Source organism: Bradyrhizobium rifense (assembly GCF_008123425.1).
GTDB classification, from domain to species: Bacteria; Pseudomonadota; Alphaproteobacteria; order Rhizobiales; family Xanthobacteraceae; genus Bradyrhizobium; species Bradyrhizobium rifense.
The window spans coordinates 120,135-146,019 of the sequence record NZ_VSSS01000024.1; the positions used below are offsets into that span (position 1 = coordinate 120,135).

Here is a 25,885-nt window from a genome sequence, read left to right on the forward strand (position 1 = left end):
CGATGCGCCTGACTGCTGGATCGCACGCACGCCTCGGCGCAAGCTGGGACGGACGCGGCACCAATTTCGCGCTGTTCTCCGCCAACGCGCAGAAGGTCGAGCTCTGCCTGTTCGACCCCCAGGGCCGCCGCGAGCTGGAGCGCATCGAATTACCGGAGCGCACCGAGGACGTCTGGCACGGCTATCTCAACGACGTCTCGCCGGGCCAGCTCTACGGCTACCGCGTGCACGGCCCCTATGAGCCGGAGCACGGCCATCGCTTCAACGCCAACAAGCTGCTGCTCGACCCCTACGCCAAGCGGCTCTCGGGGCGGCTGGTCTGGAGCGATGCACATTTCGCCTATCGCACCGGCAGCGCGCGCGAGGATCTGTCCTTTGATCGCCGCGACAACGCCCGCGGCATGCCCAAGGGCGTCGTCGTCGACGAGACTTTTAATTGGGGCCGCCGCGAGATCCGCCCCAACATCCCCTGGGAAGACACCATCATCTACGAGGCCCACGTCAAGGGCCTGACGCAGAAGCGCGATGACGTGCCGCCGAATTTGCGCGGCACCTATGGCGGGCTATCGTCGCCGGCGATGATCGAGCATTTGAAGAAGCTCGGCGTCACCACGGTCGAGCTGTTGCCGGTCCACAGCTTCGTCGACGACCGCATGCTGGTGGAGAAGAAGCTCGCCAATTACTGGGGCTACAACACGCTGTCCTTCTTCGCGCCGGAGCAGCGCTACGCCCAGGACAACGCCCTCGACTCTTTTCGCACCGCGGTGGCACGCCTGCACGATGCCGGCATCGAGGTGATGCTCGACGTCGTCTACAACCATACTGCCGAGGGCAACCATCTCGGACCGACGCTGTGCTATCGCGGCATCGACAACGCCTCCTACTATTGGCTCAACCGCGAGAACCCGCGCTACTACGACGACTTCACCGGCTGCGGCTCGTCGGTGAACCTCACCCATCCCCGCGTGCTGCAGATGGTGATGGATTCACTGCGCTACTGGGTCGAGGTTTGCCATGTCGACGGCTTCCGCTTCGATCTCGCCACCACGCTCGCACGCGGACCCAACGGCTATGACCGCGGCATCTCGTTTCTCACGGCGATCCGGCAGGACCCGGTGCTCGCGACCGTCAAGCTCGTCGCCGAGCCGTGGGACCTCGGCCTCGGCGGCTATCAGGTCGGCGCATTCCCCTCGCAATGGTCGGAGTGGAACGACCGCTATCGCAGCGCCATGCGCCGCTACTGGAGCGGCGAAGGCAGCCTGATCGGCGACATCTCCAGCCGCATGACGGCGTCCTCCGATCTGTTCAACCATGACGGACGGCGGCCGCGCGCGAGCATCAACCACATCACGGTGCATGACGGTTTTACGCTGGCCGATCTCTTCAGCTACAACGAGAAGCACAACGAGGCCAATGGTGAGGACAATCGCGACGGCTCCAGCGACAACCACAGCAACAATTGCGGTGTCGAAGGCCCGACCGACGATCCCAATATCCTCGCGCTGCGCCGGCAGCTTCGCAAGAACGTGCTGGCCTGCCTGATGCTGGCACAGGGCATTCCGCTGATCCTCGCCGGCGATGAGGTCGGCAATACGCAATCCGGCAACAACAACGCCTATTGCCAGGACAACGAGGTGGGCTGGGTCGGCTGGGACAATCTCGGCAAGGACGGCGACGACATGGTCGATTTCGTCTCAGGTCTCGCCGATATCCGCCGCCGCTTCTCGCAGCTTCGCAGCCATCGTTGGCTCGACGGCCGGCCGAAGGACGGCATCTCCTACGGCGCGCTGTGGCTGACCCCCGCGGGCGACGAGATGACGGAGAGCGACTGGACATTTCCCGATGGGCGGTTCCTCTCTTATGTGATGGGTCCGATGGAACCGGGCAGCGCCGCAATCTTTATCGTATTGAACGCCGCCCCCGAAGAGATCGCATTCAAATTGCCAAAAATGCCCGAATACAAGAGCTGGCAGCAGATCCTGAACACGACGGATGCCAAGCTGAACAGCGTTGATTTCCTGCCCGGAAGCGACAGCAAGGCGCCGCCGCGTTCCGTGCTCGCCTTCGCGGGGGCGCTATGAGGCCATCGTTCGGGGCGAAGCCGGTCAAGGACGGCGTCTCGTTCCGTTTGTGGGCGCCCGGTGCGCGTCGCGTCGATCTCCTGCTCGACCGGCGACACGCGATGCAGCGCCGACAGGATGGCTGGTATGTCGCCGAGATCGCCGGCCTGCCCGTTGGCAGCACCTACAAGTTTCGGATCGACGATGAGATCGACGTGCCTGATCCCGCGTCGGCGTTTCAGCCCGAGGACGTGTTCGGCCCGAGCGAGGTGATCGACCACGATTCCTTCGCATGGCGCGCGAAGCAATGGCGCGGCCGCCGCTGGGAAGAGACGGTGCTGATCGAGACCCATGTCGGCACCTTCACGCGCGATGGCACCTACCGCGCCATGATCGACAAGCTCGATCATCTCGTCGCGACCGGCATCACCGCGCTGGAGCTGATGCCACTGGCCGATTTTGCCGGGCGCCGCGGCTGGGGCTATGACGGCGTGCTCTGGTATGCGCCGGACAGCGCCTATGGCCGCCCGGAAGAGTTGAAGACGCTGATCGACGAGGCCCATCTCCGCGGGCTGATGGTGTTTTTGGACGTCGTCTACAATCACTTCGGGCCTGAAGGAAACTATCTCGGCCGCTACGCGCCGACCTTCTTCACCGATGCGCACACCCCCTGGGGCAGCGCGATCGACTATCGCGTGCCGCAGGTGCGGGCGTTCGCGGTCGAGAATGCGTTGTCCTGGCTCACCGACTATCGCTTCGACGGCTTGCGGCTCGATGCCGCCAACCACATCATGGCAATTCCCGGCGAGCAGTCGATGCTGCAAGATCTCAGTGCCGCCACTGGTGAGCTCGCCAAGGCCACCGGCCGGCACATCCATCTCGTGCTGGAGAACGGCGACAACCGCGCCAGCCTGCTCGACGCCGCCCAGGAGCCGCCAAACGGCAAATATCGCGCGCAGTGGAACGATGACTATCACCACGCCTGGCACGTGATGCTGACCGGCGAGCTCGCCGGCTATTACGCGGACTATCAGACGCCACGCATGGACCTGGCGCGCGCACTTGCATCAGGCTTCGTCTACCAGGGCGAGATCTCGGAATTCTGGGGCAAGCAGCCGCGCGGCGAGGCGAGCGGCGAGTTGCCGCCGGCCACCTTCGTCAACTTCCTGCAAAACCACGATCAGATCGGCAACCGTCCGCTCGGCGACCGGCTCGAGAGCCTGGCACCGCCGCAACAGATCGAGGCTGCACTTGCGGTGACGCTGCTCGCGCCGATGGTGCCGATGCTGTTTCAGGGTGAGGAATGGGGCTCAAAAATCCCCTTCCCGTTCTTCTGCGATTTCCAGGGCGGACTTGCCGATGCCGTGCGCAAGGGGCGCAGGCAGGAATATGCCTGGGCCTACGAGAAGTATGGCGATGATGTACCGGACCCACTCGATCCGGCCACGCCACAATCGGCCTTGCTCGACTGGACCGACCGCGCGCCGGAGCAGGATGCGCGGCTCGCGCTGGTGCGCGAGCTGCTCACGCTTCGGGGCAAGGAGATCATGCCACGCCTGAAAGGCGCGAGCTTCGGCGATGCCGAGGCGGCCGACAGCGGCCTGCTCACCGCGCATTGGCGCATGGGTGACGGCGCGACGCTGCGCCTGACTGCCAATCTGTCGGACAAGGACATCACGTATTCCAGCGAAAATACGGGCGCGCTGCTCTGGGGCACCACAAGTGGCAATCGGCTCACGCCCTGGTCGGTGGTCTGGCATCTCGGAGGTTGATATGCCTTCCGCGATTCCGCTCGCGACTTACCGGCTTCAGCTCACTGCGGATTTCGACTTCGACAAGGCAGCCGCAGTGGTGCCTTATCTCAAGGCGCTCGGGATCACGCATCTCTACGCCTCGCCCGTGATGAAGGCGCGCAAGGGCTCGACCCACGGCTACGATACCGTCGATCACAGCCAGTTCAATCCCGAGCTCGGCGGCGAGGCCGGCTTTGCGCGGCTGAGCGACGCGCTTAGGCAGAACGATCTCGGCCTTATCATCGACTTCGTGCCGAACCATGTCGGCGTGCATTTTGCCGACAATCCCTGGTGGCTGGACGTGCTGGAATGGGGCCAGACCTCACCGCACGCGGTCGCCTTCGATATCGACTGGGATTTGCTGCCCCACCGCGCCCGCGGCGGCGTGCTGCTGCCGATTCTCGGCTCATCCTATGGCGAGGCGCTGGAGCGCGGCGAGATCGGGCTGCGCTATGATCCCGACGAGGGCAGCTTTTCCGCCTGGTATTTCGAGCATCGCCTGCCGATCGCGCCGGAGCGCTATGGCGAGCTGCTGCGAATGAGCGTGAAGGAAGCGGACGCTGCCGAGACGGAGGCCGGCAAACGCCTGCTCTCGCTCGCCGCGCGCTACACGGGATTGCGGCGTCCTAACCGCAAGGAAGCGCCCGGCTTCAAGGCCGAGCTCAAAGAGATCGCAGGCAGCGCAGATATCATCGCGCGCGGCCTTGATGCCTATCGCTCGGGAAAAGATCGCCCGGCGCAGACGCTGGCGCTGCATCATCTGCTGGAGCGGCAGAACTACAAGCTCGGCCACTGGCGACTTGCCTCCAGCGACATCAACTATCGCCGCTTCTTCGACGTCAACGGGCTCGCCGGCCTGCGCGTCGAGGACGCGAGCACATTTGCCGCCACGCACCGGCTGGTGAAGCAGCTCGTCGCAGACGGCAGGCTGCAGGGCATCCGCCTCGACCATATCGACGGCCTGCGCGATCCCGCGCAATATTGCCAGCGGCTGCGCCGCCTTGTGCGCGACGCGCAAGGCAACACAAAACCGTTCTACACGGTGATCGAAAAGATCCTGTGCGAGCACGAGAAACTGCCGCATTTCGCCGGCGTCCGGGGCACCACCGGTTACGAGTGGATGAACGTCATCACCCAGGTCCTGGTCGACGCCAAGGGGCTGGAGGCGCTGGACGAGACCTGGCGGCAGATCAGCAACCGGCCGCCGCGGCTCGCCCCTTACGTCAAGGACGCCAAGCGGCGCGTGCTGGAGACGCTGCTGACCAGCGAATTCACCGTGCTGACGCGCCTGCTCGCGCGTATCGCCAACGGGCATTACTCGACCCGCGATTTCTCCGCCGACAGCCTGCGGCAGGCGCTGGAATTGTACGTGCTGCATTTCCCGGTCTATCGCACCTATTTGACGCATAGCGGCCCGACCGCGCTCGACCGAAAACTGATCGACGACACCATCGCGCGGGCCCGCGCCGAATGGTTCGCTGCCGACGAAGGCATTTTCGACTTCCTGCGCGATGCGCTGACCATGGACCTGCTCAAGCCCGGCCGCCCGCCGCACAGCGCCCCGCGCGTGCGCCGTTTTGCGCTGAAAGTGCAGCAATTCACCGGGCCGATGATGGCGAAGTCGCTGGAGGACACGGCGTTCTACCAATTTCACCGGCTGCTCGCGCTCAACGAGGTCGGCGGCGATCCCGCGAGCAAAGGCCTCACCATTGCCGCCTTCCACGAGGCGATGCGGGCTCGCGCCAGGGAATGGCCGCAGGGGATGACGGCGACCGCCACCCACGACACCAAGCGCGGCGAGGATGCGCGGGCGCGGATCGCGGCGCTCAGCGAAATTCCCGGCGAATGGACCAGCGCGGTTTCGCGCTGGAAGGTTCTGAACGCGCCGCACCTCGCGCTCCACGGCAATCTGCGCGCGCCATCGGCGACGTTCGAATACATGCTCTACCAGACCCTGCTCGGCGCCTGGCCGCTTCAGGAGGCGGCCGATGCCGGCTTCGTCGAGCGCATCCAGGCCTATGCGCTCAAGGCTGCGCGCGAGGGCAAGGAAGAGACGAGCTGGCTCAATCCGCACGAGGCGTACGAGAACGGCGTAAAGAGCTTCATCGAGAAGATCCTGGATCGTGCGCTGTCAGGCGAATTCCTGCAGGCGCTGCAAACCCTCGCCCGCCGCGTCGCGCTGCTCGGCGCGCTGAACTCCCTGAGCCAGCTCACGCTCAAGGCGACGCTGCCGGGCGTTCCCGACTTCTACCAGGGCACCGAACACTGGGATCTGTCACTGGTCGATCCCGACAACCGCCGTCCGGTGGATTTTGCCGCCCGGCAGGCGGCGCTCGGTTCGCTGGAAGCGCCGGACTGGAGTGGACTGACCAAGAGCTGGCCGGACGGCCAGCTCAAGCTGGCCTGGACGCGACATCTCCTGAGGCTGCGCAACGAACTCGCCGACGTCTTCGCGCAGGGAGATTATCAGCCGCTCGACGTCCGTGGCGTACACGCGGACCATGTCATCGCCTTTTCGCGCCGGCATGGGCGTGCAACCGCGATCGTCGTGGTCGGACGCCAGTTCGCGCCATTCACGCAAGCGGGGCGGGAATGGCCCACGCTCGAAGGCCTTGACGCAACCGTCGACATCAGCGGCTACACCGCGCCGGGTCTTGCAGGCAACGAATTGCCGCTCGCGCAAGCTTTCCGTGATTTTCCTGCGGCCGTCATCGAGGCCCGCGCAGCAAGCGCCATCAGACATGCGCGGAAACCCGCGCGCGCCTGACCCCTATTTTCCCTCGTCCTTGGTCAGCAGCAATTGTCCGCGCTTGCGGATGGTCGCCTGCGCCATCTCGGCAAAGCGCTGCAATAACCACGGCAGTACCACCTGAACCTTGACGTGGTCGTCGGCGACGTCGACCTGCCCGGTCGCGACCTGCCCGAGCGCGCGGATGCGAAAGGCCATGGTGTCGCCGCTCCAGCGCTCCTCCTCGACCTGCATCACGGCAATGCTCGTCGCGGCGCGGCCCAGCCCGGTCTTGAGCCGGCGCACGGCTTCCTCGCGGCCGAGACGATGCGGAATGGAAACGACAAGCGGTGCTGACATGGCCCTGCCCTGTGCTGACTGATCCTCACATAGTCATGCCGGCGGGAGCGGCAAAGGTTCCATGCAAGTTGGGACCTGTCGACCCGTTTCAAATCCGGAACTTTAAAACCTGCGGCAAGTTGCCTCCGCACAACGGGACAGGTGCAAACGACCCTTTCAACAAAGGGCTGGAGGAGACTAGCATGTCTATCGGTACGATCATTCTGATCATCTTGGTCATCGCCTTGCTCGGCGGCTTCAGCGGCGTCGGCGGCGGTCCGTTTTACGGCACCGGCTATTACGGCGGCGGCGGCCTCGGGCTCGTCATCGTCATCCTGCTGATATTGCTGTTGCTGGGACGAATCTAGCCACGAGATCTCGTAGGGTGGGTTAGCCGCAAGGCGTTAACCCACCTCCTTTCTTTCCGCGTCAACAGAAGAGGTGGGTTACGCTTCGCTAACCCACCCTACTTCTTTTCCCTGCTAGCTTCTTCATCGCCGCCTTGATCGGCGCGGCCGCATCGTTATAACCTTCCCACGCCTTCGAGCGCGCCAGCAAACCCGGCACCGTCCGCACCGTGAATTTCTTTGGATCGAGATCACCCTTCACCTGCGCCCAGGTCACCGGCATCGATACGGTCGCGCCATCGCGTGCACGCGGCGATAGCGGCGCCACGGCGGTCGACAGGCGATCGTTGCGCAGATAGTCGAGAAAGATTTTTCCGTTGCGCAGCTTCTTCGACATGTTGAGCAGATAGCGATCGGGATCGTCATCGGCCATCCACTGGCAGACGCCTTGCGCGAACGCCTTGGCTTCCTTCCAGCTCACTCTGTCGCGCGCGCCGTAAAGCAGTGGCACCACCACGTGGAGCCCCTTGCCGCCAGTGGTCTTGCAAAAGCTCTCCATGCCGACATCGGCGAGCCTCTGGCGCATCTCCTTGGCGGCGTCGACGACATCGGCAAATTTGACGTCCGGCGCCGGGTCGAGGTCGAATACCAACCGGCCCGGGGTGTCATAGGCATCCGGCGCGCAATTCCAGGGATGCAGCTCGACGCCACCGATCTGCGCGACCGCGGCAAGCCCCTCGACGCGATCAATCTGCAAATACGGCTTGCGATCGCCGGACACCTTTGCGAGCTCGAGCAGGTTCGACGTGCCCTGCATGGCATGCCGCTGGAAGAATTTTTCGCCATTGATGCCGTCGGGCGCGCGCAGGATCGAACAAGGGCGGCCCTTAATGTGTTCGATCGTCCAGGGGCCGACGGCCTCGAAATAGCGCGCGAGATCGAGCTTTGTCACACCCTCGCCGTCGCCGCCGTCCGGCCATAGCTCCTTCTCCGGCTTCGAGATGACGACGCCCATCACCTCGGCGGTCCCCTTCGCTTTGGCAGGCTTTGCTACAACGCGCTTTCTGGCGGAGGGCTTGGCGAGCTCGGTATCCGCAGGCGTTTCCGCCTCGACCTCCTCGGCCGGCTTGTCCTGCCGCAGGCCTTTGAAGGCGGCCTGGCGGATGTTGCCGTCGGCGGTGAAGCCGGCGAACTCAATCTCGGCGACCAGCTCCGGTTTGACCCAGTGCACGTCGCGCGTCTTCCTCGGCGCGTTCTTGCCGCCGAAGGGGCTTTCGCTCGCTGCCGCCTCCTTCAGGAACGGCATGATGCGCTTGACCTTGTCGGCGCCAAAACCGGTGCCGACGATGCCGACATAAGCAAGATGATCGCCGCGATAGACGCCCGCCATCAGCGAGCGAAATTTCCCCGCCGTCGTCTTCCAGCCGCCGATCACGACCTCCTGGCCGGCGCGGGATTTTGTCTTGGTCCAGGCTTCCGTTCGCCCCGAGCGGTAAGGCGCATCGAGCTTCTTCGAGACGATGCCTTCAAGCTCGAGCTTCAGGGCCGATTGCAGCACCGTGTCGCCGTCGCTCTCGAAATGTGCGACATAGCGGATCAGGCTCGATTTCCGCTTGCGTGCCGCCAGAATCTCCTTGAGCCGCGCCTTGCGCTCGCCGAGCGGCAGGCGGCGATAGTCGAGGCCCTCGCCGAACAGGAGATCGAAAGCAAAGAAGATCAAATCCTCGGTCTTGCCGTCGGACAATGCGGCCTGCAGTGACGAAAAATTTGGTGCGCCGCTTTGATCCAGCGCGACGATCTCACCATCGATCATGGCGTCCGGCAGTGTGCTGGCCTCTTTCGCAATCGCGGCAAACTTGTCAGTCCAGTCGAGCCCCGTCCGCGTCTTCAGCGTCGCCTTGCCGCCATCGACCCGGAGCTGCACGCGATAACCGTCGAACTTGATCTCGTGGCACCAGCGATCGCCTGACGGAGGACGCTCGACCGGCGTGCAGAGCTGCGGCGCGACGAAGTCCGGCATCTCCGAGACCTGCTTGGCCGTGGTCGCGGTCGTCGCCTTCTCTTTCGTGGTCTTGATGCTCTTCAAGGCCACGCGAGGCGCCGGCTTGACGGTCCGCCCCCTCTTCTCCTCGGCGCGGTTAGACTGCCAGACCGCATCCGCCTTGCCCTTGCCCTTTGCCAGCATGAAGGGCTTTGGTGCGCGGCCCTTGCCTCCGGCGATCTGCGCCATCGCGCGGCCGGAGGCGACCGACTTGTCCTCTGCCAAAATATCCTCACCCTTGCTGGCGTATTCATCGCGGTGCTTGATCAGCAGCCAGTTGGTGCGCTTGCCGCCGGTGCGGTCGTTCCGCATCCGCACTAGCACCCAGCTTCCATGCAGCTTCTCGCCGTGGAGGATGAACTTGAGATCCCCCTTTTTGAAACCGGCTTCCGGGTCATCGGAGTCCCAGGTGCCGCGGTCCCATAGCATCACCGTGCCGCCGCCATACTGGCCTTCGGGGATAGTCCCTTCGAAATCGCCATAGTCGAGCGGATGGTCCTCGACCTCCACCGCCAGCCGCTTGTCGTGCGGATTGAGCGAAGGGCCCTTTGTCACCGCCCAGGACTTGAAGACGCCGTCGAATTCGAGCCGAAAATCGTAATGCAGCCGGGTCGCATCATGCTTCTGGATCACGAAGCGCCGCTGTTTTGACGGCGCCACTGCCGTCTTGCCGGACGGCTCCGGTGTCTTCTCGAAATCACGTTTCTCGCGGTAGGTGGAGAGTTTTCGCAGCACGACCGGTCCCGCATTTCTTTCGGCGTGGGAGCCTATCACGGCAAAAGTCCCAGCCGGAACCAAAACCCCGGAGCCCGGTTGGAGTTCCTGAAAAGCCTTGAAATCACTGGAGAATGGAATGGCTCCCCGCGCCTATTGGAAGGGAACGCTGAAGCTGTCGCTGGTCAGCTGCCCGGTCGTGCTCTACCCCGCGACCACGGCGGCGGAGAAGACCCGCTTTCACATGATCAACCGCGAGACCGGCAACCGGCTCAAGCAGCAGATGGTCGATGCCGAGACCGGCGATGTCGTCGAGAGCGACCAGAAGGGCCGCGGCTACGAGCTGCGCAAGGGCAAATATGTCGAGATCGAGCCGGAAGAGCTCGAGGCGGTGCAGATCGAGAGCAACCACACCATCGACATCGAAAGCTTCGTGCCGAGCGAAGAGATCGACCAGCGCTATCTCAGCCACCCCTATTACATCGCGCCCGAAGGCAAGGCCGCGGTTGACGCCTTTGCCGTGATCCGCGATGCCATGAAGGATCAGGACCGTGTCGCGCTCGCAAAAATCGTGCTCACCAATCGCGAGCACATCATCGCGATCGAGCCGCTCGGCAAGGGCCTGCTCGGCACCACGCTGCGCTTCCCTTACGAGCTGCGCGACGAAGACCAGTTCTTCGACGACATCAAGAGCCCGAAGATCACCAAGGACATGGTCGAGCTCGCCGGGCATATCCTCCACACCAAGGCTGCGCATTTCGATCCGAGCAAGTTCAAGGACGAATATGAAAACGCGCTGAAAGCGCTGGTGAAGCGCAAGGCCAGCGGCAAGAAGATCGAGCTGCCCGAACCCGAGGAGCGCCCGAGCAACGTCGTCAGCCTGATGGATGCACTGAAGCAGAGCCTGAAGGGACGTGGTGGGAAAAAGACGGCGTCGAAGTCGCATGCGCGGCGCGGGACCGGGCGGCAGCAAACTGTCAGGAAGACGCAGCGGTCGACGGGGCGGCAGAGGAAAGCGGGGTAACTCTCTCCCCTCAATCCCCCGCCTTCAGCCGGTACCCGATCCCCGTCTCCGTCAGCACATATTGCGGCCGCTCCGGATCAGCTTCGATCTTCTGGCGGAGCTGGCGGACGTAGACGCGCAGATATTGCGCGTCGGTCAGCTCGTCCCAGAGCTCCTTCAGCAGGAAGCGATGGGTCAGCACCTTGCCGGCGTGCTGGACCAGCACGCGCAGCAGGTCATACTCCTTCGGCGACAGCTTGATGTCGCGCTCGCCGATCTTGACGATGCGACGCACGAGATCGACCGAGAGATCGCCGGTGCGAAACACCGGGCGTTCGCCCTGGACCTGCAGCTGGTGCCGCAGCGCGGCGCGCAGGCGCGCCAATAGCTCGTCCATGCCGAACGGCTTTGTCAGATAATCATCGGCACCGAGATCGAGCGCCTGTACCTTGCCGGCCTCGTCGCCGCGGCTCGACAGCACCACGATCGGCACGGCTTCATTGCGGGCGCGGATGGTGCGCAACAGCTCATGGCCCTGGATGTCGGGCAGGCCGAGATCGAGAATGATCAGCGCGGGATCCTCGATGAGCTTCTCCAGCGCGATCTTGCCGTTCGACGCCTCCAAAATCTCGTAGCCCTGCGTCGAGAGCCCCATCCGCAGCAATTTGCGGATCGGCGGCTCGTCGTCGATCACCAAAACCTTGATCGGGGCAGCACTCATGCGGCGGTATCCAATGCTTTGGTCTGCGCCGGAACGGGCAGACGGATGGTGAGGATCGCGCCGCTGCGGTCGCCCCGGTTGGCGGCCGAGATCGTGCCGCGCATCGCCTCGACGAAGCCGCGCGAGATGGCAAGCCCAAGCCCGGTGCCGGGACGGACGTGATCGCCCTTCTGCACGCGATAGAACTTGTCGAAGATGCTTTCGAGCTCATCGGGCGGAATGCCGGCGCCTTCGTCAGCGATTTGCAGCATCACTTGATCCCGCTCGCGCTGGCTCTTGATTGAAACCGTGGTGTCGGCCGGCGAATATTTCGCGGCGTTGTCCAGCAGATTGAACAGCACCTGCTCGAACAGCACGGCATCGAGCTGGAGCATCGGCAGATCGGTGGCCAGCACCAGCTCCACCTTGTGCCCGGTCAGTATCTTGGCGGCCCGCCGCAGCGCGCTGCCGACAATCTCGCCGAGATCGTGCAGTGCCGTGTTGGGCACGATGGCGCCGGATTCGAGCTTGGTCATGTCGAGCAGATTGGCGATGAAGCGGTTGAGCCGCTCGGATTCGTCGATCACGGTGGCGAGCAGATCGCGTTTCTCGGTGTCCGACAACGCCCCGGCCAGATCGCGCATGGTCGAGGCGGCACCCAGCACGGAAGCGAGCGGCGTCTTAAGGTCGTGCGAGATCGATGTCAGCAGCGCCGAGCGCAACCGTTCGGACTCAACCGTGCGCTTGACCCTATCCATGTCCTCGACCAGCAGCACGCGCTCGATCGCGAGCGCGCCCTGATCCACCAGCGCATCCAGCAGCCGACGCTGGTCCGGCGTCAGCAGCGGGCCAGTGCGATCATTGTCGATGCCGATCACGCCGATCGGGCCGCGCCCGGTGCGCATCGGCAGGAACAGCCGCTTGGCGCCAGGCAGCGTATCCGCACCGCGGCCGGCGGAGCGATCGTTGCTCCAGGCCCAGTTGGCGGCCGCAAGGTCAGCCTGGTCGAGCTGGTCCTCCGGCGGATAGCCGGATTTCACCGTCAGAAGCCCGTCCTCCGGCAGCAGCAGCACCACGCGGACCTTCAGCATCAGTGCGATCTGATAGGCCGAGGCCCACAGCACGTCGTCGAGCGTGGCGGTGCCGGCGAGCTTGCGGCTGAAGGCATAGAGCTGCTCGGTGGTCCTGATGCGGCCGATCGCGGTGTCGGCCTGTGTGCGCACGCGCGCGGCGACATTCGAGACAAGGATCGCGATCAGCATGAAGAAAAAGAACGCCGCGACGTTGGTCGGATCCGTGATGGTGAAAGTGTAGACCGGCGGCAGGAAAAAGAAATTATAGGCGAGCGAGGCTGCAAGGCTCGCGAGCAACGACGGCCACAAGCCGTAGCGTACTGCGACAGCCACCACGGCGGTGAGCAATACGAGGTCGACGTTCTCGATGCCGAATCGCGGTTGCAGCAGCACTGCAGCACCGAGGCCGACCAGCACGATGCCGAGCGCCTTCAGATAGGGCAGCGGATTGAACGGCTCGGATCGCGCCGCAGTCTGCACCGTCGTCTTGGGCACCGCCTCGTCCGGCAGCTCGTCGCCGGGGATGACGTGAACGCTGATATTGCCGGCACGGCGCACCAGATCATGCACGACCGAGCCGCGCGCCATCTCGAACCAGCGCGAGCGCGTCGACTTGCCGATCACGATCTGGGTGACGTTGTTGCCTTGCGCGAAATTGATGACGTCGTCGGCGATGCGCCGGCCGACGGCCGGAATGGTCAGCGCCTCGCCGCCGAGCGACTCCGCGAGCCGCAGCGTATCGGCGAGCCGGTCGCGCTCCTGGTCCGAGAGCTGAAGCGAGCGCCGCGTCTCGATCGAGATCGCGGTAAAGGGAGCATGCAGCCGGTCGGCCAGCCGCTTGGTGTAGCGCACCAGCCCGGCCGCGCGCGGATCCTCGCTGACACAGACGAGGATGCGCTCGCCCGCGGCCCAGGGACCGGCGATGGCGTTCGCCTGCATGTGCGTGAGCAGCTGCTCGTCGACCCGCTCCGCCGTACGCCGCAGCGCGAGTTCGCGCAGCGCGGTCAGATTGCCCGGCGAGAAATAATGCTCCAGCGCCCGCTCGGCCTGCTTGGGGACGTAGACCTTGCCCTCACGCAGGCGCTGGATCAGATCGTCGGGCGTGAGGTCGATCAGCTCGATCGCATCGGCACGATCGAAGATCGAATCCGGCACGGTCTCGCGCACCCGCACATGGGTGATCTGCGCGACGACATCGTTCAGGCTCTCGATGTGCTGGATGTTGACGGCGGTGTAGACGTCGATGCCGTGGGAGAGCAGCTCCTCGACGTCGAGATAGCGCTTGGGGTGGCGGCTCCCGGCTGCGTTGGTGTGGGCAAGCTCGTCGACCAAGGCGATCTTCGGGTGCCGCGCGATCACGGCGTCGAGGTCCAGCTCCTCGACGATCTGGCCGCGGTAATCGAGCCGCTTGCGCGGGACCACTTCAAGCCCGCGCACCAGCGCTTCGGTCTCGGCGCGGCCGTGGGTTTCGACAAAGCCGACCACGACATCGATGCCGGCCTTGCGCCTGGCATGAGCGCTCTGCAGCATCTCGTAGGTCTTGCCGACGCCGGGGGCGGCGCCGACGAAGATCTTCAGCTTGCCGCTCGCGCCCTCCTCCCGGCGCGCGGCTTCCAGCAGCGCCTCGGGAGACGGACGTTGTTCGGGATCGCGGCGCTCTCGGACCATGTTGCGAATATAATCATCCGTGTGCCGCGAGCCTAGACCACTACTTCGCGGATGCACGATCCAGTGCGAGGTTCAGGGCTAGAACGTTAACCCGGGGTTCGCCGAGCAGGCCGAGCAGACGGCCCTGGGTGTTGGAGGTGACGATCTGCCTAAGCTGATCCTCCGATACATTCCGCGCCTTGGCCACACGCGGCACCTGGAATTGCGCGGCTTCCGGGGAAATGTCGGGATCGAGCCCGCTGGCCGAAGTCGTGACGAGATCAACCGGAACAGCGGCGTTGGGATTCTCGGCCTTCAGCTTGTCCACGTCCTCCTTCAGCCGGTCGGCCAACGCCTTGCTGGTCGGGCCGAGATTGGAGCCGCCCGAATTGGCGGCGTTGTAGGGCGCCGAGACCGTCTTGGTCGAATCATTCGGGTCCGGCGCCAGCGTCGCCGAAGGACGGCCGTGGAAGTATTTGTCGTCCTTGAACTCCTGGCCGATCAGGGCGGAGCCGACCACCTTGCCGTCCTTCTCGATCAGGCTGCCTTTCGCCTGTGCCGGAAAGATCGCGCCGGCAATGCCGGTCATGGCGAGGGGATAGGCCAGGCCCGTGATGGCGGTGAGCACCAGCAACAGGACGATGGCGGGGCGGATTTCTCTGAGCATGTTGGGTCTCCAATATCTTCGTCGCGGCCGGGGCGCGCCCTGGGACGCCGGTTAGGCCAGGTGCAAGGCAACAACGACGAGGTCGATCGCCTTGATGCCGATGAAGGGAATGATGATGCCGCCGAGGCCGTAGATCAGCAGGTTGCGGCGGAGCAGCGCGCCGGCCCCGACCGCGCGATAGGCGACGCCCTTCAATGCGAGCGGGATCAACCCGATGATGATCAGCGCATTGAAGATAATCGCCGACAGGATGGCGCTCTGCGGGCTCGACAGGTTCATGACGTTGAGCACGTTGAGCTGCGGGTAGAACGCCAGGAACATCGCCGGGATGATCGCAAAATACTTTGCGACGTCGTTGGCGATCGAGAAGGTCGTCAGCGCACCGCGCGTCATCAGCAGCTGCTTGCCGATCTCGACCACCTCGATCAGCTTGGTCGGGTTGGAGTCGAGATCGACCATGTTGCCGGCCTCGCGCGCGGCCTGCGTGCCGGTGTTCATGGCAACACCGACATCGGCCTGCGCCAGCGCCGGCGCGTCGTTGGTGCCGTCGCCGCACATGGCGACCAGCTTACTCTTGGCCTGCTCGTCGCGGATCAGCTTGAGCTTGTCCTCGGGCGTTGCCTGCGCCAGGAAATCGTCGACGCCGGCTTCCGCCGCGATCGCGGCCGCCGTCATCGGATTGTCGCCGGTGATCATGACGGTGCGGATGCCCATGCGGCGCAGCTCGGCAAAGCGCTCGCGGATACCGCCCTTGACGATGTCCTTGAGCTGGATGACGCCGAGCAGCCTGCCGTCCTTGGCCACCGCGAGCGGCGTACCGCCGGCCTTCGAGATCTCGTCCGCGATGGTCTGGACCTCACGGCCGATATCCGACAGCCCCGCAGGCTGAATGGCGCGCGCCGTATTGCCGGAGGCAACGGCCAGCGGCGTGCCGCCGCCGACATAGTTGAGCATCGCGTCGACCGCGCCCTTGCGCACCGACGACCCGCCGGCATCGACGCCGCTCATGCGGGTCTGCGCCGTGAACGGGATGAAGGTCGCGCCAAGCTCGGCCATATCGCGGCCGCGGATGCCATACTTCTCCTTGGCCAGCACCACGATGGAACGGCCTTCCGGCGTTTCATCGGCGAGCGAGGCGAGCTGGGCGGCGTCCGCCAGCTCCTGCTCGCTGACGCCCCGCACGGGTCGGAACGCCGTCGCCTGGCGGTTGCCGAGCGTGATGGTGCCGGTCTTGTCGAGCAGCAGCGTGTCGACGTCACCGGCGGCCTCGACCGCACGGCCAGACATCGCCAGCACGTTGAAGCGCACCAGGCGGTCCATGCCGGCGATGCCGATCGCCGACAGCAGCGCACCGATGGTGGTCGGGATCAGCGTCACGAACAGCGCGACCAGCACGACCACCGAGATCGAGCCGCCGGCATAGGCGGCATAGCTCGGAATGGTGACGGTGGCGAATACGAAGATGATGGTCAGACCGGCCAGCAGGATATTGAGCGCGATCTCGTTCGGCGTCTTGGCCCGCTCGGCGCCCTCGACCAGCTTGATCATGCGATCGATGAAGGTCGAGCCTTGCGCCGCCGTGATGCGGACGCGGATCCAGTCGGACAGCACTTGCGTGCCGCCGGTCACCGCAGAACGGTCACCACCGGACTCGCGGATCACGGGCGCGGATTCGCCGGTGATGGCAGCTTCGTTGACGGACGCGACGCCCTCAATCACCTCGCCGTCGGAGGGAATGGTATCACCCGCCTCGACCAGCACGATGTCGCCGACCTTCAGGCTCGTGCCTGGCACGAGCCTGAAATCCCGGCCTGCGCCGGCTAGGAGCTTGGCCTGGCTTTCGGTGCGGGTCTTGCGCAGCGAATCGGCCTGCGCCTTGCCGCGGCCTTCGGCCACGGCTTCGGCGAAATTCGCGAACAGCACCGTGAACCAGAGCCAGAGGATGATCTGGAAGGTGAAGCCGAGATTGGCGCCGCCTGTGAGGAGATCGCGCAGGAAGATCACGGTGGTGAGCGCGGCCACGATCTCGACCACGAACATCACGGGGTTCTTGATCATCAGCCGTGGATCGAGCTTGGCGAAGGATGCGCGGATCGCGGGCACGACGATCTTGGGATCGAGCATTGCCGAGACAGAAGCGCGTTTTTGCAGTTTCATGGTGTCCATGGAGGTCACTCCAGCAATCAGAAGACGTTACCGGCATTCATCGCGAGATGCTCGACGATCGGGCCGAGTGCGAGGGCCGGGAAGAAGGTGAGGCCGCCGATGATCAGGATCACGCCGACGACGAGACCGACGAACAGCCCGCCGGTGGTCGGGAACGTGCCCGCCGACGGCGGAATGGATTTTTTCGCGGCCAGTGAACCCGCGATCGCCATCGCCGGGATGATCATGAAGAAGCGACCGACGAACATCGCGCTGGCGAGCGTGAGGTTGTAGAACAAGGTGTTGCCGGTGAGACCTGCGAAGGCCGAGCCGTTGTTGCCGGTCGACGACGTATAGGCATAGAGCACTTCGGTGAAGCCGTGCGGACCGGCATTCGCCATGGAGGCGACCGCCGACGGATAGACCACGCCGACCGCGGTCCAGCCCAGATACATCAGCGGCAGCACCAGGATCGCGAGCATGGCCATCTTGACCTCGCGCGCCTCGATCTTCTTGCCGACATATTCCGGTGTGCGGCCGACCATGAGGCCTGCGACGAAGATCGCGAGCACGACGAACAGCAGCATGCCGTAAAGGCCGGCGCCGACGCCGCCGATGATGATTTCACCGAGCTGCATGTTGATCAACGGGATCATGCCGCCGAGCGCGGTGAAGCTGTCATGCATGGCGTTGACCGCACCGCAGGAGGCGGCGGTGGTAATCACGGCAAACAGCGAGGACGCGACGATGCCAAAGCGGACCTCCTTGCCTTCCATATTGCCACCAGTCAGGCCGAGCGCATGGAGCGTCGAAGTGCCGTTGGCCTCCGCCCAATAAGTAACGGCGACGCCGGCGATGAACAGCACGCCCATCACGGCGAGGATCGCCCAGCCCTGGCGCTGGTTGCCGACCATGCGGCCGAACACATTGGTCAGCGCGGCGCCCAGCGCGAAGATCGACAGCATCTGCACGAAGTTCGACAGCGCGGTCGGGTTTTCGAAGGGGTGCGCGGCGTTGGCATTGAAGAAGCCGCCGCCATTGGTGCCGAGCATCTTGATCGCGACCTGTGAGGCGACCGGGCCGACCGCGATGGTCTGCTTGGCACCTTCGAGCGTGGTGGCCTCGACATAGTCGCCGAGCGTCTGCGGCATGCCCTGCGAGATCAGGAACAGCGTGTAGACCACGCAGATCGGCAGCAGTACATAAAGCGTGGTGCGGGTAACGTCGACCCAGAAACTGCCGACGGTCCGCATCGACGCCCGCGAGAAGCCGCGGATCAACGCAACCGCGAGCGCGATGCCGGTGGCCGCCGACAGGAAATTCTGATGCGTCAGGCCGACCATCTGCACGAGATAGGAGATCGTGCTCTCGCCGCCGTAGTTCTGCCAGTTGGTGTTGGTGATGAAGGAGATCGCGGTGTTGAAGGAGAGGTCTTCAGCGACCGCACCCTGCCCCGCCGGATTGAAGGGCAGAACGGCCTGCAAGCGCATCAAGCCGTAGATGATGAGGAAACCGCCGACATGGAACAGCAGCATCGCGACCGTGTAGGTCAGCCAATGCTGCTCGCGCTTCTCGTCGACGCCGGAGATCCAGTAGATGCCGGCCTCGATCGGACGCAGCACCGGCGAGAGAAACGTCTTCTCACCGGTGAACACGCGCGTCATGTACCAGCCGAGCGGCTTTGTGAGCGCGACAATGATAACGCAGAAAAGAATGATCTGGAGCCAACCGATCACAGTCATGGCATTAACCCTTCAGGCTCGGCGTCCGGCGCAACAGCGGCAGGAGCACCACAAGCAGGCAGCCGACGAGCGCAATGTCCGCCAGCAGCAATTCGACAAGCAGCAGCACCGGTCAAAACCGCTCGGGCCGCAGCAGCGCGTAAGTGAGGTAGAACAGGAGGCCGAACGAGACGGCGCCGGCGAGTGCATAATCGAAGATCATGGTCCGCTCCCTCACAACCGTTCGCAGGCGTAGGTGTAGCCGATCGCAAGGGCAAAGAAGCCCAAGCCCAGCGCCAGCATCAGAATGTCCATCATGGGATTGCTCCTCGTTGCGTCCCTATATCGGGAGCAACACTTTCTCGGGGACCCGGCGGAGCTCGTGGAGAGAAGCGCAACGCATTTCCACGGCCCCAAAACGGGACTTTTGACCGTATTGAAGTGCCACCACGGGCATAGGTTTTCGAGACGAGGGCTATGGCGAAGTTATAGGAATCTCATAAAGGGCGGGGCGGCCGGTGGCGCATCGCGTTACTCATGCGTGAGCGCCCGCACTTATGGAATCTTTATATCTCCCGCCCTGTGCCCCTCTCGTTTTCAAATGCCCTTCTCGCCATCCTGAAGAGGCCGGCCGACTGACCGACGCCAATTCCAGGAGGCCTGAGATGACCGCTCTACGACTTTACGATTTGCCCTCGCTTGGCGACCGCCTGCGCAATGCGCAAGACATGACGCGGCCGCTGATGCTCGAGATCATCGACAAGGCCTGCCGCCGATTTCCCTCGCTCGGACAGACCGAGCGCACCGCTCGCGTGATGCGCTTGATCGATGCGGAGGCCTGGGCCGACGCCGCGCTCGCGTTGATGGAGCTCGAACTGCCGCTGTGGCAGGTCCGCCGGATCGCCTATGATGAAGGTGAATGGCATTGCGCACTCTCGCGTGAACGCGAGCTGCCGGATTGGCTCGACGCGGCTGTCGAGGGATGCCACGGCGACCTCGCGATCGCGCTGCTGTCGGCTTTCGTCGAAGTCCAGGCCTTGGCCGCGGAAGCGTCGCGACCGAGCGTGCCCACCGTGCGCCCCGCCCCTGACCCGTTCTACGAACCGGTCGGCTGCGAGAATTTCAGCTAAGCCAACCGGTCCGGTTCATGCCTTGCCGCAATCTTCGGACATATCGCGGGCCCTGAGCCCGGCGCGGATCATAGCGCGCTTTGCCGTGCGCGTAGCGCTTCTCGCTGCCTTCGCAGCGTTCGGCAGCATCGGATTCGGACGAAGCCTCAAAGCCCTGCTTTGGATGTCGATCATCCTGTGTGCTGCTGTTGCCCTTCTCAAACGCGAAACACCGTTCGGTGCCGCCCTCAATCATTGGGACGAATGCGCCGCTTTTGGCGCGCTTTTCGCCCTGGTTCATGTCGTCAATGAACTGACCTGAACGCCCGCCTTTATGATGCGCCTATGAGATCGCCGCGCAGCCTCACTCGAAATCATATCTGCTTGCTTCGATATTGATCGGACGGTTGCGGGGACATGCGCCCGCGACCTCGTTCAATCGGAAGGAATACGTCCGTGAAACTCGTCGAACCTCCCTCGTGCAGCTCCCTCTCAAGCATCGTCTTCATCGGCCGCAACCACAGGGGACAGTGGATTGCCCAGCAGCAGAACGGCCTCTATGGCGGCCTGTTCGTCAGCCGCGCCCAGGCCATCAAATATGCGCTGTTCGAGAACGGACAGCACCCCGAGACCATCGTCGAACTGCCGCGCGAGATCGAGCTCGACATGGGTAAACACCCCGACCTCTCGCAGCGCGCCGCCTGAGCAGGCCGCATTCGGCGAAACGCCATGTTCATCCCTCCCTCTGCCTGGTTCACAGGCTTTATTCCGGATCTGCCGACGCCGTTCGATGCGGCTGACGCGATCGACCTCAATGTGTTCGCCGCGTTGTGCGAACGCCAAATCGCAGCCGGTGTTCCCGCGCTCGTCGTCTGCGAGACGGCGGGCGAGGCGCCGACGCTCTCGCCCGCCGAGCAAGAGCTTGTCATTCGCACGGCGGTCGATGTCGTCCGCGGTCGCGTGCGGGTTATCGCCGGTGTGATGTCGAATGCGACCGGCCGCGCCATCGAGCTTGCGCAGCAGGCGGAGGCGGCCGGCGCCGATGCCATCATCGCGGTGGTGCCCGCCTACAACAAGCCGATGCAGGAGGGGATGCTTACGCATTTCCGCACCATTGCCGGCTCAACCGGACTGCCGGTGATCCTGCACGACGTTCCCTCCCGCACGCTGCGCCCACTCGCCGACGAGACGCTGCTGCGTCTGGTCGAATCCCGCCAATTCGTCGGCCTGCGCGATGGTAGCGGCGACGTCACCCGCCCGATGCGCTTGGGCCGGCTGCTGCCGGCCGGCTTTCGCCTGCTCTCTGGCGACGACACCACCGCCTTCGGCTACATCGCCGGCGGCGGCGACGGCTCGATTTCGGAGGTTTCCAACATCGCACCGGATCTCTGCCGGACGATCTTCTCGCAGGTCAGGCAGGGCCGCCTGCAATCGGCGCGCTATCTACACAAGCGCCTCGTCCCGCTGATTGCCTGCCTCTCCCGGGAAAGTCCAGCCGCGCTCAAATACGCCCTGAGTGTGCTTGGCCTGATGTCGGCGGCTACACGGCTGCCTATCGTGCTGCTGGACGCGGCCGCGCAGAGAGAGGTTGTGCGAGCATTCGCCGCGATCGCCGATGAGGAGCTGATCGATAGCGTCGGCGCGTAGGACGCGCCTTTATAGCGCTCCTATATGACGGCACAGCCTCCCGTCTCGCATTCCTATGCTGCCACGCTCATCATATCCGGCAGATCATACCGGCCAAGGCAGCCGCTGCAGAGAAGGACTATCGGACATGTCGATGCTGACACAGGGCCTTGAACGGCCTCTTGACTGGCTGGAGCGCCGGCCGCGGATGTCGACGTCGCGCAAGGCCCAACTCAAGCGCGTCGCTCTGCGCGCACTTGCGGTGCTCACCATGGGCGGCGTGTTCACTGCGCTCATCGCGCTGAAGACAGCGATCTTCGTCTGGCATCTCCACGCCTGAAGACAGCGGTGACCATCATGACGTTGCAGATGTGTGAGGAGGCCGCCATGGCCGCGATCGCCCTTCAAGCCACTCATCGCCAGCCGCGTCAGGTGCCGGCGGTAGAACTCAAGCCGCTCGATCCCGATGTGATCAGCGACGCCATTCCCGCCTTTTTTATCGGCCGCAACCAGGCCGGCCTCTGGGTCGCCCGCGAGGCGCACGGACGCATCGGCGGCCTGTTCCTGTTCAAGAGCTCGGCGGTCGATTTCGCCAACCGGCAGAGCAAGCCTGCGCGGTGTGCGCTGGTGTTTCCCACCGACACCTTCGAGCTCGACATCGAGAACCGCGGCAATCCGCTGATCGTGCTGGTTGCGCGTTTGCTGAGAGACTAGCGTGCATCTTCTCAAGGGACATCTCGAACACGCGGTCACCACGACCATCCTGACCATGACGCTGAGCCTGGTCTGGGGTGCAATCCTGACCATCGTGATCACGCTCGCAGCGCGCGGGCTCGGCGTCTAGACTTTACGGCGATCGACCGCGAATTGATCATGGCTGCCTACGAGGCAAGCAACCGGCTACGAACGGCGGTCGCGCAGCCCGGATAGGCCGCCCCTCCTTGCGGAAAACGCCCGGCCGATCTGGCGCAGTTTCGTGGAACCGTGTAGATCGGTTTCATGAGCACAAGCAGCGTCAACGTCGTCACCCACCCCCTGGTCCAGCACAAGCTATCCCTGATGCGGGAGAAGGACCGCTCGACCAAGAGCTTTCGCGAGATCCTGAACGAGATCGGGATGCTGCTGGGCTACGAGGTGACGCGCGACCTGCCGCTGGAGCTGGTCGAGATCGAGACGCCGATCTCACCGATGCTGGCGCCGAAGATCGCCGGCAAGAAGCTCACGCTGGCGCCGATCCTGCGCGCCGGCGTCGGCTTCCTCGACGGCATGCTGGCGCTGATGCCCTCGGCCCGCATCGCCCATATCGGGCTCTACCGCGACCCGGAGACATTGCAGGCCGTGGAATATTACTTCAAGGCGCCGCAGGACCTGTCCGACCGCACCGTGATCCTGATGGACCCGATGCTGGCGACGGGAAATTCGGCCTGTGCCGGCGCCTCCCTGCTCAAGGACCGCGGCGCCCGCGACATCCGCTTCGTTTGCCTGCTGGCAGCGCCCGAGGGCATCGCGCAGTTCCAGAGCGAGCATCCCGACGTGCCGATCTGGACCGCCGCGATCGATGAGCGTCTCAACGATCACGGCTACATCGTGCCGGGCCTGGGCGATGCCGGCGACCGGATGTTCGGCACCAAGTAGACAGGTTTGCGCGATCGGGCTACTTCGGTTGCCATGCACGCCGACGATGTCTCACTGCAATCGCTGATCGGATCGGAGACCGCCGCCGATCCCGCCTTCGTGTTCGATGGCACGCCCGTCTCGCGCGCGGAATTTTCAGGGATGGTCGAACAGACCACGGCCTGGCTCGCGGCGCAAGGCATCGGCAAGGGCGACGTGGTCGCTGTCTGGCTGGTCAACCGGGTCGAATGGGTCGCGCTGCTGTTCGCCGCCGCCCGGCTGGGTGCGGTGGTTGCCGCCGTCAATACGCGCTACCGCAGCGCCGAAGTTGCGCATCTCCTGAAATTGTCGGGCGCCAAGCTGCTGGTGGTCGAGGCGGCGTTCCGCTCGATCGATTTCGCTTCCGTTCTCGCTGACATTGCCAAGGACGAGGTGCCCGCGCTGCAAGAGCTTGCGGTCATCGGCGCGGATGCGATCCCCGCGCAATGGCCCTGCATTCGCTTTGATGCGTTCGACAAGCCATACCCGCCCGCCCCGATGCCGCAAGATAACGTCGATCTACCGGTGCTGCTCTACACGACTTCGGGCACGACCAAAGGACCAAAACTCGTCGCGCACTCGCAGCGAACGCTCGCGACCCACGCCAACTCCGTTGCCAAGGCGCTCCAGCTCTCGCCGCGGCGTCACTCGCTGCTGGCGATGCTGCCGTTCTGCGGCACCTTTGGCATGACGAGCCTGCTTGGCTTCATCGCGGCCGGCGCGACCGTTCACGTGCTCGACGCCTTCGAGGCGGCCCCGGCGCTGCAAATCCTCAGCGAGCACAAGATCACGCACGCCTTCGGCTCCGACGAGATGTTCCGCCGCATCCTTGCACTAACCGATGAGCAACGTCCGTTCCCGCATCTCCGAGTCTGCGGCTTCGCCGCGTTCCAGCCCGGCTGGCGCGAGCTGGCCGCAGAGGCCGAGGCGCGCGGCCTGCCGCTATTCGGCCTCTACGGCTCGAGCGAGGTGCAGGCGTTATTCTCGATCGCCCGTCCCAGCGACGCCTTCGCCGATCGCATCGAGGGCGGTGGCTGGCCAATGTCCCCCGAGGCGAAGGTCCGCGTGCGCGACACCGAGACCGGCGAGCTTGCAGCGCAAGACGTCTCCGGCGAGATCGAGATCAGCGCGCCATCATGCTTCCTCGGCTACTTCAACAACCCCGAGGCGACACGCGATGCGATCACCGCGGATGGCTTCTTCCGCACCGGCGACATCGGCCGGCTGCGCGACGGCGCTTTCGTCTATGAGACCCGCGCGGGGGATGCGATGCGGCTCGGCGGCTTCCTGGTCGCGCCCGGCGAGATCGAGGACGAGATCAAGTCCTGCGCCGACGTCGCTGATGCCCAGGTCGTCGCGGTCGATCTGAAGGGCCACGCCCGCTGCGTCGCCTTTGTCATCCCGGCCGGCACTTCGCCGCAACAGGAGGTGCTGACGGCACGCCTGCGCGAGCGGCTCGCCAGCTACAAGGTCCCGGCACGGATCTATGTCGTGGACGCCTTCCCTGTGACCGACAGCGCCAACGGCGTCAAGATCCAGCGCGCAAAACTTCGCACCATGGCGATGGAGCGGATCGCTGCCGAATAGGCCTCGCCTATTTCAGATAGCTCGCAAGATTCATGCTGAGGATCTTGGACATCGCCGAATAAGAGGCGGTGAGCTGCGCCTGGTAGGTCGAGAGCTGCGCGGTGATGGCGGCGACATCGACGCCGGTGAGGTCGTTCGACAGGCTTTCGGCGTAGCTCTTGTAGTCGGTCTGTTGCGTGCTCGCAGACTCGATCGAGGACGCCGAACTGGAGAGTTTTGCCTGCACCGCCGCGGTGTCGTCGAGCGCCGTGCTGGCGAGGTCGAGCGCGCTGGTAATGTCAGAGGACGACAACGAGGTGCTGTTGGCCACGAACTTCAGCACGCGCATCACCTCCTCGAACGCCGAATTGTCAGCGGTCACGCCATAGGACACCGTGTTGTCGGCGGCGACGCGCACCGAGGCAATCTCGTCATCACCCTTGTAGTAGCTGGTATCCGCCGTGGTTGTGGAGCCCGTGCCTGAGGAAAAGCTGGTGAGGTCGACCGGCGCCGTGTCCGTCTTGCCGCCGGCAAAGACATACTGGCCGTCATACTGCGTGTTCATCAGCGAGCCCATCTGTTCCAGCATCTGCTGGGCAGAGGAGATCACCGAGTTCGTCTCGGTCGTGCTGCCGGTCGAGGCCGCGCTGAGCTGGGAGCGGAGCTGCGTGACGATGTCCGTCATCGAGCCGACGGCCGAATACATCACCTGGACCTTGCTGTCGGCCAGCGTGGCCGCATCGATATAGGACTGCGCGCGCGTCACAGAGACCTGGAGATTGACGACATGCTGCGCGTTCGAGCCGTAACCGCCGAAATCGGTCGAGACGACGCCCGAAGATTCCTGGACCTGCTCGTTGGCCATGACCGACTCCACGCGCATCGCGTCGGCGATCATCTTGCCCGACTGGGCGAAGGTGGCAATCCGCATCGCGACCATGGAGCTGCTCCTG

General features: G+C 64.3%; 23 protein-coding genes. 14 read left to right on the forward strand and 9 right to left on the reverse strand.

The window, feature by feature from the left end; all coding sequences use genetic code 11:
* Positions 1-2 precede the first annotated feature (2 nt).
* The 3 genes from glgX to treY are packed head-to-tail and all read left to right on the forward strand — an operon-like array spanning position 3 to position 6,620.
* A complete protein-coding gene (glgX, locus tag FXB40_RS14295; protein ID WP_148772827.1) occupies positions 3-2,081 on the forward strand; it encodes a glycogen debranching protein GlgX in 2,079 nt (692 codons plus the stop codon).
* Positions 2,078-3,832: a malto-oligosyltrehalose trehalohydrolase gene (treZ, locus tag FXB40_RS14300; RefSeq protein ID WP_148772828.1), complete on the forward strand. Its 1,755-nt coding sequence runs from the start codon at positions 2,078-2,080 to the stop codon at positions 3,830-3,832. The genes glgX and treZ overlap by 4 nt, the downstream gene beginning before the upstream one ends.
* Before the next feature lies 1 nt (position 3,833).
* Positions 3,834-6,620: a malto-oligosyltrehalose synthase gene (treY, locus tag FXB40_RS14305; protein ID WP_148772829.1), complete on the forward strand. Its 2,787-nt coding sequence runs from the start codon at positions 3,834-3,836 to the stop codon at positions 6,618-6,620.
* A 3-nt stretch (positions 6,621-6,623) separates the two neighbouring features.
* Here treY and FXB40_RS14310 read toward each other — a convergent pair whose 3' ends face one another.
* Positions 6,624-6,941, reverse strand: a complete 318-nt coding sequence (locus tag FXB40_RS14310) for a polyhydroxyalkanoic acid system family protein (protein ID WP_148772830.1) — start codon at positions 6,939-6,941, stop codon at positions 6,624-6,626.
* Between the two features lie 182 nt (positions 6,942-7,123).
* Here FXB40_RS14310 and FXB40_RS14315 point away from each other — a divergent pair, with 182 nt between their 5' ends.
* Positions 7,124-7,288: a DUF3309 family protein gene (locus FXB40_RS14315; RefSeq protein WP_092021464.1), complete on the forward strand. Its 165-nt coding sequence runs from the start codon at positions 7,124-7,126 to the stop codon at positions 7,286-7,288.
* Between the two features lie 88 nt (positions 7,289-7,376).
* Here FXB40_RS14315 and ligD read toward each other — a convergent pair whose 3' ends face one another.
* Positions 7,377-10,043, reverse strand: a complete 2,667-nt coding sequence (ligD, locus tag FXB40_RS14320) for a DNA ligase D (protein ID WP_148773026.1) — start codon at positions 10,041-10,043, stop codon at positions 7,377-7,379.
* Positions 10,044-10,161: 118 nt separating this feature from the next.
* On the opposite strand from ligD, the gene ku reads away from it, so the two are divergent.
* The gene (gene ku, locus FXB40_RS14325; protein WP_148772831.1) at positions 10,162-11,046 is read left to right on the forward strand and encodes a non-homologous end joining protein Ku; all 885 of its coding nucleotides are present in this window, start codon (positions 10,162-10,164) and stop codon (positions 11,044-11,046) included.
* Positions 11,047-11,056: 10 nt separating this feature from the next.
* Here the strand turns inward: ku and FXB40_RS14330 are convergent, their stop codons facing one another.
* From FXB40_RS14330 to FXB40_RS14355, 6 genes are all read right to left on the reverse strand, one after another.
* Positions 11,057-11,746, reverse strand: a complete 690-nt coding sequence (locus FXB40_RS14330; RefSeq protein ID WP_148772832.1) for a response regulator — start codon at positions 11,744-11,746, stop codon at positions 11,057-11,059.
* Positions 11,743-14,466: a sensor histidine kinase gene (locus tag FXB40_RS14335; RefSeq protein ID WP_148772833.1), complete on the reverse strand. Its 2,724-nt coding sequence runs from the start codon at positions 14,464-14,466 to the stop codon at positions 11,743-11,745. The genes FXB40_RS14330 and FXB40_RS14335 overlap by 4 nt, the downstream gene beginning before the upstream one ends.
* 40 nt (positions 14,467-14,506) lie before the next feature.
* Positions 14,507-15,112, reverse strand: a complete 606-nt coding sequence (locus tag FXB40_RS14340) for a K(+)-transporting ATPase subunit C (protein WP_148772834.1) — start codon at positions 15,110-15,112, stop codon at positions 14,507-14,509.
* A gap of 51 nt (positions 15,113-15,163) precedes the next feature.
* Positions 15,164-17,278: a potassium-transporting ATPase subunit KdpB gene (gene kdpB / locus FXB40_RS14345; RefSeq protein ID WP_148772835.1), complete on the reverse strand. Its 2,115-nt coding sequence runs from the start codon at positions 17,276-17,278 to the stop codon at positions 15,164-15,166.
* A gap of 17 nt (positions 17,279-17,295) precedes the next feature.
* Complete coding sequence (gene kdpA, locus FXB40_RS14350) at positions 17,296-18,999, reverse strand: potassium-transporting ATPase subunit KdpA (RefSeq protein WP_148772836.1); 1,704 nt, start codon at positions 18,997-18,999, stop codon at positions 17,296-17,298.
* 112 nt (positions 19,000-19,111) lie between these two features.
* Positions 19,112-19,201 carry a K(+)-transporting ATPase subunit F gene (locus FXB40_RS14355; RefSeq protein WP_038965694.1) on the reverse strand — a complete coding sequence of 30 codons (90 nt, stop codon included), beginning with the start codon at positions 19,199-19,201 and terminating at the stop codon, positions 19,112-19,114.
* A 442-nt stretch (positions 19,202-19,643) separates the two neighbouring features.
* Between FXB40_RS14355 and FXB40_RS14365 the strand changes: the two genes are divergently transcribed.
* The 9 genes from FXB40_RS14365 to FXB40_RS14405 all read left to right on the forward strand — a co-directional run bounded on the left by FXB40_RS14365 (position 19,644) and on the right by FXB40_RS14405 (position 24,953).
* Positions 19,644-20,108 (forward strand): hypothetical protein, encoded by a 465-nt coding sequence (locus tag FXB40_RS14365; protein ID WP_187436875.1) that lies wholly within the window; start codon positions 19,644-19,646, stop codon positions 20,106-20,108.
* Positions 20,109-20,130: 22 nt separating this feature from the next.
* Entirely contained in the window at positions 20,131-20,409 is a 279-nt protein-coding gene (locus FXB40_RS14370) for a hypothetical protein (RefSeq protein ID WP_187436876.1), read from the forward strand.
* Between the two features lie 134 nt (positions 20,410-20,543).
* Positions 20,544-20,792, forward strand: a complete 249-nt coding sequence (locus FXB40_RS14375; RefSeq protein ID WP_187436877.1) for a hypothetical protein — start codon at positions 20,544-20,546, stop codon at positions 20,790-20,792.
* A 24-nt stretch (positions 20,793-20,816) separates the two neighbouring features.
* Positions 20,817-21,734 (forward strand): 4-hydroxy-tetrahydrodipicolinate synthase, encoded by a 918-nt coding sequence (gene dapA, locus FXB40_RS14380; RefSeq protein ID WP_148772840.1) that lies wholly within the window; start codon positions 20,817-20,819, stop codon positions 21,732-21,734.
* Positions 21,735-21,861: 127 nt separating this feature from the next.
* Positions 21,862-22,053, forward strand: coding sequence for a hypothetical protein (locus FXB40_RS14385; protein ID WP_148772841.1), 192 nt, complete (start codon positions 21,862-21,864; stop codon positions 22,051-22,053).
* A gap of 17 nt (positions 22,054-22,070) precedes the next feature.
* Positions 22,071-22,427: a hypothetical protein gene (locus FXB40_RS14390; RefSeq protein ID WP_148773028.1), complete on the forward strand. Its 357-nt coding sequence runs from the start codon at positions 22,071-22,073 to the stop codon at positions 22,425-22,427.
* 1 nt (position 22,428) lies between these two features.
* Positions 22,429-22,557 (forward strand): hypothetical protein, encoded by a 129-nt coding sequence (locus tag FXB40_RS49885; protein ID WP_283812908.1) that lies wholly within the window; start codon positions 22,429-22,431, stop codon positions 22,555-22,557.
* Between the two features lie 155 nt (positions 22,558-22,712).
* Complete coding sequence (gene upp / locus FXB40_RS14400; protein ID WP_148772842.1) at positions 22,713-23,348, forward strand: uracil phosphoribosyltransferase; 636 nt, start codon at positions 22,713-22,715, stop codon at positions 23,346-23,348.
* Between the two features lie 33 nt (positions 23,349-23,381).
* Positions 23,382-24,953, forward strand: coding sequence for an AMP-binding protein (locus tag FXB40_RS14405; protein WP_148772843.1), 1,572 nt, complete (start codon positions 23,382-23,384; stop codon positions 24,951-24,953).
* Between the two features lie 7 nt (positions 24,954-24,960).
* On the opposite strand, the gene FXB40_RS14410 is transcribed toward FXB40_RS14405, so the two are convergent.
* Positions 24,961-25,872: a flagellin gene (locus FXB40_RS14410; protein WP_148772844.1), complete on the reverse strand. Its 912-nt coding sequence runs from the start codon at positions 25,870-25,872 to the stop codon at positions 24,961-24,963.
* Positions 25,873-25,885 lie beyond the last annotated feature (13 nt).

Coding starts and splice junctions, on each gene's coding strand:
- glgX (WP_148772827.1), top strand. CDS start 3: ATGCGCCTGACTGCTGGATCGCACGCACGCCTCGGCGCAAGCTGGGAC.
- treZ (WP_148772828.1), top strand. CDS start 2,078: ATGAGGCCATCGTTCGGGGCGAAGCCGGTCAAGGACGGCGTCTCGTTC.
- treY (WP_148772829.1), top strand. CDS start 3,834: ATGCCTTCCGCGATTCCGCTCGCGACTTACCGGCTTCAGCTCACTGCG.
- FXB40_RS14310 (WP_148772830.1), bottom strand. CDS start 6,941: ATGTCAGCACCGCTTGTCGTTTCCATTCCGCATCGTCTCGGCCGCGAG.
- FXB40_RS14315 (WP_092021464.1), top strand. CDS start 7,124: ATGTCTATCGGTACGATCATTCTGATCATCTTGGTCATCGCCTTGCTC.
- ku (WP_148772831.1), top strand. CDS start 10,162: ATGGCTCCCCGCGCCTATTGGAAGGGAACGCTGAAGCTGTCGCTGGTC.
- FXB40_RS14330 (WP_148772832.1), bottom strand. CDS start 11,746: ATGAGTGCTGCCCCGATCAAGGTTTTGGTGATCGACGACGAGCCGCCG.
- FXB40_RS14335 (WP_148772833.1), bottom strand. CDS start 14,466: ATGGTCCGAGAGCGCCGCGATCCCGAACAACGTCCGTCTCCCGAGGCG.
- FXB40_RS14340 (WP_148772834.1), bottom strand. CDS start 15,112: ATGCTCAGAGAAATCCGCCCCGCCATCGTCCTGTTGCTGGTGCTCACC.
- kdpB (WP_148772835.1), bottom strand. CDS start 17,278: ATGGACACCATGAAACTGCAAAAACGCGCTTCTGTCTCGGCAATGCTC.
- kdpA (WP_148772836.1), bottom strand. CDS start 18,999: ATGACTGTGATCGGTTGGCTCCAGATCATTCTTTTCTGCGTTATCATT.
- FXB40_RS14355 (WP_038965694.1), bottom strand. CDS start 19,201: ATGATCTTCGATTATGCACTCGCCGGCGCCGTCTCGTTCGGCCTCCTG.
- FXB40_RS14365 (WP_187436875.1), top strand. CDS start 19,644: ATGACCGCTCTACGACTTTACGATTTGCCCTCGCTTGGCGACCGCCTG.
- dapA (WP_148772840.1), top strand. CDS start 20,817: ATGTTCATCCCTCCCTCTGCCTGGTTCACAGGCTTTATTCCGGATCTG.
- FXB40_RS14385 (WP_148772841.1), top strand. CDS start 21,862: ATGTCGATGCTGACACAGGGCCTTGAACGGCCTCTTGACTGGCTGGAG.
- FXB40_RS14390 (WP_148773028.1), top strand. CDS start 22,071: ATGACGTTGCAGATGTGTGAGGAGGCCGCCATGGCCGCGATCGCCCTT.
- upp (WP_148772842.1), top strand. CDS start 22,713: ATGAGCACAAGCAGCGTCAACGTCGTCACCCACCCCCTGGTCCAGCAC.
- FXB40_RS14405 (WP_148772843.1), top strand. CDS start 23,382: ATGCACGCCGACGATGTCTCACTGCAATCGCTGATCGGATCGGAGACC.
- FXB40_RS14410 (WP_148772844.1), bottom strand. CDS start 25,872: ATGGTCGCGATGCGGATTGCCACCTTCGCCCAGTCGGGCAAGATGATC.